Raw genomic sequence first — 6,423 nt, 5'->3', positions numbered from 1 at the left:
GGTGAGGTGATCCGCACCAACGCCGGGGGGCAGGCCGCGCTGATGATCGCGCTGGCCGACGACCTCCGCGCCCGCGCAAATGCACCCGGCCAGCCCCGGCACGATCCGCGCGTGCCGGATCGCCAGCAGCTCGCGATACGACGCGCGCCACCCGTCCGCGTCCGGGCCGGGCTCGGGGCGCGACCGCTCGAACGTGGCGACCGCATTGGGATCGGGGATGCGCTCGCGCGCTTCCTCGTCGTCGAAGCCGGGCTGCCGCGCGAACTCCTGCCGCCGGCCGTCCCGAACCTGGTCCGCCAGCGCGTCGTGGAAATCGGCGAAGAACAGGAACGGCGTCCGGCTCCCGACCTCCTCGCCCATGAACAGCAGCGGGATCTGGGGGCACAGCAGCAGCAGCAACGTCGCGGCACGCAGCCTGTCGGCGTCGACTAGCCCCGCCAGCCGCTCGCCCAGCGCGCGGTTCCCGGTCTGGTCGTGGTTCTGAAGGAAGCTCATGAACCGGGTCGGCGGCAGATGCCCGCTCGGAGCGCCGCGCGGCGCTCCGTCGTGGTTGCGCGATCCCTCGCCCTGATAGGCGAAGCCCTCCGCGAGGCATCGCGCCAGCCGCCGCGCCGGCGCTTCCGCGAAGTCAGTGTAATAGCTGTGCGTCTCTCCGGTCAGCAGCACGTGGAGGGCGCTGTGGAAATCGTCGTTCCATTGCGCGTCGAACCGCCTGGGCGCGAGCCGGGCCGGATCGTTGTTCTCGTTCTCCAGAACCAAGTGGACGTGCCGGCCCGGCAGCGCCGTGCGCACCTCGCCCGCGAGTGCGTCGAGGAAGTCGTCGTCGTGCAGCTGATGGACCGCATCGAGGCGCAGCCCGTCGATGCGATAGTCGCGCAGCCACATCAGCGCGTTCTCGGCGAAGAAGCGATGGACCGGCGGCTTGCCCACCGCGACCGCGCTGCCCCAGGGGGTATGGACTCCTTCGTCGAAGAAGCCCGTCGCGTACCGGCCGATCATGTTCCCGTCCGGACCGAAGTGGTTGTAGACGACGTCGAGGAACACCGACAGGCCGAGCTCGTGCGCCCGGTCGACCAGCGCGCGCAGGTCGTCGGGACTGCCATAGCTCTCGTCCGGCGCGAACGGCAGCACGCCGTCATAGCCCCAGTTGCGCGTGCCGGAAAACGCGTTGACGGGCATCAGCTCGATCGCCGTGATGCCCAGCGCCGCCCAGCCGGCGAGCCGTTCCGCCACGCCCGCAAACCCGCCGAGCAGGCCGGCATGGACTTCGAGGATCACCATGGTCGCCCACGCGCGCCCGCTCCAGTCGGGCGTCCGCCAGCGGTGGCCCGTGGGATCGTCCACCACGCTCCAGCCATGGACGCCGCCCGCCTGAGCGCGCGCCGCCGGGTCGGGCACCACCAGGTCCCCGGCGAGCCGGAAGCGGTAACGGGCGCCGGCCTGCGCGGTCGCCTCTCCCGCGAACCATCCGTCGCCGGCCGACGTCATGGCGACCGGCTCGCGGCCGTCGATCTCCAGCGCCACGGCCTCGCGATCGGGCGCCCACAGCCGGAAGCGCACCTGGCCGTCGCCGAGCGCCAGCGGCCCCCAGCAGGGGGACGCCCGCCCCGTGACGCCGCCCGGTCTCTCCGTCATGAGGTCACGTCCAGCGTCCACAGCACCAGGGCCGCCCCCTGCGGCGCCATCTCGTAGGTGTCGCCGATGCGCTCGTCGCGCACCTCGGGCCGGGCGCTGTCGGCCAGCAGGCGGCGGTGTTCGCCGGGCGCCGGCAAGGTGAACGTCAGCGGATCGGACGCGGCGTTCAGCAGCAGGCTGATGACCTCCACCGTGCCGTCGGCGAGCTTCAGCGCGCGGCGCATCACCAGCGCGCGCCCGTCGGGGTTGTTCCAGTCCTGCGCCGACAGCTTCTGCCCGCGCTCGTCCCACCATTCCACGTCGTCGACGCCGGATCCGGGCGCGTCCTCGCCGTGCAGGAAGCGCGTCGAGCGCAGCACCTCATGGTGCCTGCGCAGCGCGATCAGGTGGCTGGTGAACGCCAGCAGCGACCGTCCCGGCTCCGCCCCGGCGAGGGACCAGTCCACCCAGCTGATCGCATCGTCCTGGCAATAGGCGTTGTTGTTGCCGCCCTGGCTGCGCCCGAACTCGTCGCCCGCGACGATCATCGGCGTGCCGAGCGAGGCGAACAGCGTCAGCAGCATCGAGCGCGACACTCTCCCGCGCTGCGCCAGGATCGCGGGATCGTCGGTCGCCCCCTCGACGCCCCAGTTGCGCGAACAGTTATCGGAGGCGCCGTCGCGATTGTCCTCCTTGTTCGCCTCGTTGTGGCGCTGCTCGTAGGCGACGGTGTCGGCGAGCGTGAAGCCGTCGTGCGCGTCGAGCAGGTTTACGCTCGCCCACGGCCGGCGCGCGCGATGCTCGAACAGGTCGCTGGACCCCGACAGGCGCGCCGCGAGCTCGCCGCGCTGCGACGCGTCGCCGCGCCAGTATCTGCGCACCGTGTCGCGGTACCTGTCGTTCCATTCGGCGAAACCGGGCGGGAAATTGCCGAGCTGATAGCCGCCCGGGCCGATGTCCCACGGCTCCGCCGACAGCTTCAACTGGTTCAGCACCGGATCCTGCCGCAGCACGTCGAAGAAGGCGTGGCCGGGATCGAAGCCCGTCTCCGTCCGGCCAAGCGCCAGTCCCAGGTCGAAGCGGAAGCCGTCCACCCCGAAGCTCGTCGCCCAGTAGCGCAGTGAATCGGCGATCATCTGGACGACCCGCGACTTGTCGGTGTTGAGCGTGTTGCCGGTGCCGGTGTCGTTGATGCAGTAACGCGGCTGATCCTTCACCAGCCGATAGTAGCTGGCGTTGTCGAGCCCCCGCCACGACAGCGTCGGCCCCTGTTCGGACCCCTCGCAGGTGTGATTGTAGACGACGTCGAGGATCACCTCGATCCCCGCCCGGTGGAGGCGCCGCACCGCGCGGCGCAGCTCGTCCTGGCTGTCGCCCGACATGTAGCTCGGTTCGGGCGCGAAATAGGACAGCGTGTTGTAGCCCCAGTAGTTGCGCAGGCCCTTCTCGGCCAGGAACCGGTCCTGCGCGAAGGCGTGGATCGGCATCAGTTCGAGTGCGGTGATCCCCAGCCGCTTCAGATGGTCGATCACCCTGGGGTGGCCGAGCGCGGCGAACGTCCCGCGCTCGCGCGGCGGGACCAGCTCGAACAGCCTGGTCAGCCCCTTGACGTGCGCCTCGTAGACGACCGTCTCCGCCCAGGGCGTATGCGGGCGCCGGTCCTGCGACCAGTCGAAATGATCATCGACCACCACCGCCTTGGGCATCGCGGGCGCGCTGTCGCGGCGGTCGAACGACAGGTCGCCGCGCCTGGAATTGACCTGGTAGCCCGAGAGCGCGTCCGTCCAGCGGATCTGCCCCGCCAGCTTGCGCGCATAGGGATCGAGCAGCAGCTTGTTGGGGTTGAAGCGGTGCCCCTGCTCCGGCTCGTACGGCCCGGTCGCGCGATACCCGTAGACGAGGCCGGGGCCGGCATCGGGCAGATAGCCGTGCCACACCTCGTCGGTCCATTCGGGCATCGCGTAACGCTTCGCCTCCCGCCGGCCGGCGGGATCGAAGACGCAGAGCTCCATCTTCGTGGCGTGGGCGGAGAACACGGCGAAGTTGATACCTTCGCCGTCGAACATCGCGCCGAGCGGATAGGGCGAGCCGGCGTCGAGCCGGTCGGGTGATGTCACGATGGGCGGCTTTCCAGACGAAGGACGAGGCAGGCGAGCGGCGGCAAGAACAGCGCGGCACTGGCAGGAAGCCCGTGCGATCCTGTTGGTTCCGCGACGACGACGCCGCTTTCCCCGGCGCCCGATCCGCCGAACACGCCTGCGTCGCTGTTCAGGACGACCAGCCAGCGCCCGCCTTCGGGCAGGCCGATACGATAGCCATGCCGCGGCTCCGGCGTCATGTTCAGGATCGTCACGACCGGCGGGTCGCCCGCGTTCCCGTGGCGCGCCCAGACGAAGACGCTGTTCTGGCGATCGTCGCCGACGATCCAGCGGAAGCCGCCGGGATCGGCGTCGCAGACATGGAGCGCGGGCTCTGTCGCATACAGGCCGTTGAGCGCGCGCACGAGCGCCTGGACGCCGGCATGCTCGGGCCGGTCCAGCAGGTGCCATGGCAGCTCGCCGTCATGGTCCCACTCACCGGGTTGCGCGATCTCGCAGCCCATGAACAACAGCTTCTTGCCCGGATGCGTCCAGAGGAAGGCGAGGTATGCGCGCAACGTCGCGAACCTTCGCCATCGGTCGCCGGGCATCCTGGCGAGCAGCGATCCCTTGCCGTGGACCACCTCGTCATGGCTGATCGGCAGCACGAAGCGTTCCGAAAAGGCATAGACGATGCTGAAGGTGAATGCGTCGTGGTGCCAGCCGCGGTGGACGGGGTCGTGCCCGACATAGTCGAGCGTGTCGTGCATCCAGCCCATGTTCCACTTGTACGAAAAGCCGAGGCCGCCGTCCGCGACCGGCGCGGAGACGCCGGGCCAGGACGTCGATTCCTCCGCGATCGTGATCGCGCCCGGGCAACGCTCCGCGACCGCGCGGTTCATCTCGCGCAGGAACGCGACCGACTCCAGGTTCTCGCGCCCGCCGTGGACGTTCGTCACCCATTCGCCCGCCTTTCGGCTGTAGTCGCGGTACAGCATCGAGGCGACGGCATCGACGCGCAGACCGTCGACATGGAACGCCTCCAGCCACCACAGCGCGGACGCGAGCATGAACCCCGTCACCTCGCGCCGGCCCAGATTGTAGATCGCGGTGTTCCAGTCGGGATGGAAGCCCTCGCGCGGGTCGCCATGCTCGTACAGCGCGGTACCGTCGAAGCGCGCGAGGCCGTGCACATCCATCGGGAAATGCGCCGGCACCCAGTCGAGGATCACGCCGATCCCGACCCGGTGGCACGCATCGACGAAGCCGGCGAAGTCCGCCGGGCTGCCGTGGCGCGACGTGGGCGCGAACTGGCCGAGCGGCTGGTAGCCCCATGATCCGCCGAACGGATGCTCCATGATCGGCATCAGCTCGACATGGGTGAAGCCCAGGTCGAGGACATAGGAGATCAGACGCGCCGCAAGCTCGCTCCAGCCGTACGTGCCGCCACCGTCGGGGCGTCGCCACGAGCCCGAATGGACCTCGTAGATCGAGATCGCCGCATCGGGGCTCTGGCGCGCGGCGCGGCCGGCCATCCACGCATCGTCCGACCACGCGAACGCCGGCGCTGGGGCGACGATCGAGCCGGTACGCGGCGGAGGCTCGGCCTGGCGGGCGAGCGGATCCGCCTTCTGGACGACGCGACCGTCGGCGCCGGCGACCTCGAACTTGTAGACGGCGCCCGCGCCCAGCCGGGGCACGAACAGTTCCCAGACGCCGGCGCCGTGGCGCGGCCGCATCGGGTGGCGCCGGCCGTCCCAGCCGTTGAAGTCCCCCACCACCGACACGCGGCGCGCGTTGGGAGCCCAGACGGAGAAGGCGACACCTCCGATCCCGTCCACCGTCCGGCATTGCGCGCCGAAGACGCGGGCAAGGTCGCGATGCCGGCCCTCGCCGAACAGGTGGAGGTCAAGGTCGCCGAGCACGGGGCCGAACGCATAGGGATCCTCCGTCTCCTGAACGGCGCCGCCCGGCCAGCCGATGCGCAGGCGGTACGGACCGTCACCCGGCGCGGTCCCCGCGAACAGCCCCGGCGCGACCTCCTGGAGCGGGCGCGGGCCGTCCGGGTCGACGATCGACACCGTTAGGGCGCCCGGCTGCCAGCTGCGCACCACGGCCGACCGGCCCTCGACCTGCCGCCCGAGTGCCGCGAACGGGTCGCCCAGCCGGCCATCGTCGAGCAGCGCGGCGAGTTCCCGCAGGTCCGTCACGTGGCCGACGCCAGCAGCTGCCCGGCGACACGGACCAGCGCGTCGAGCGTTTCGGCCCGCCGCCCCGCGCCGCAGGTCGCGACATCGTGCGCGGTCGCTTCCAGTAGCATGAGCAGCAGCAGCGGATCGGTCGGCGCGCCCTCTCCTTCCGCCGGCCGTTCGACGCCGCGATATCCTTCCAGAAACGCCACTGCCGCGCGTTCGCGGAAGCGCACGGACCGCGCATCCGCGCGCGTCTCGTGCAGTTCCGCTCCCGCAGGTCGCGCCCGCGTCGCCGCCGCCTCCGCCGCGTCGAACGAGCGCAGGAGGGTTGCGACGTCGCGCAGGGGCAGGTCCTTCGCCTGCTCGTCGGATCGGTGGGGGGCGTCGCGTTCGAGGAACACCACGTCCCCGCCGGCGACCAGCGTCCGGCCAAGGTGCAGGCCGCCGTGGACCCGGATCCGCGCCCGGCCTTGCGCGGTCGCGGCGACGGAGGCGATCCGGATGTCCAGTGCCCGCCGGTCGACGGGCGCCGGGCCGTC

General features: G+C 70.9%; 3 protein-coding genes and 1 pseudogene. All 4 read right to left on the bottom strand.

What is annotated here, in order from left to right:
- Nucleotides 1-1,635: malto-oligosyltrehalose trehalohydrolase (gene treZ, locus HUV01_RS10625; RefSeq protein ID WP_174298233.1), on the bottom strand; the 1,635-nt coding region annotated here is incomplete at its 3' end.
- A complete protein-coding gene (gene glgX / locus HUV01_RS10620) occupies nucleotides 1,632-3,731 on the bottom strand; it encodes a glycogen debranching protein GlgX (RefSeq protein WP_254606567.1) in 2,100 nt (699 codons plus the stop codon). The genes glgX and treZ, both read right to left, overlap by 4 nt.
- Entirely contained in the window at nucleotides 3,728-5,902 is a 2,175-nt protein-coding gene (gene glgB, locus HUV01_RS10615; RefSeq protein WP_254606566.1) for a 1,4-alpha-glucan branching protein GlgB, read from the bottom strand. Before glgB ends, glgX begins: the two co-directional genes overlap by 4 nt.
- Nucleotides 5,899-6,423 (bottom strand): annotated as a pseudogene (locus HUV01_RS10610) (hypothetical protein); the annotation flags it as partial. The pseudogene HUV01_RS10610 and the gene glgB, both read right to left, overlap by 4 nt.

The organism is Sphingomonas bacterium, assembly GCF_903643035.1.
Lineage (GTDB): Bacteria > Pseudomonadota > Alphaproteobacteria > Sphingomonadales > Sphingomonadaceae > Sphingomonas.
Note: the sequence above shows the minus strand (reverse complement) of the source record. Positions and strands in the feature narration are given on the sequence as shown.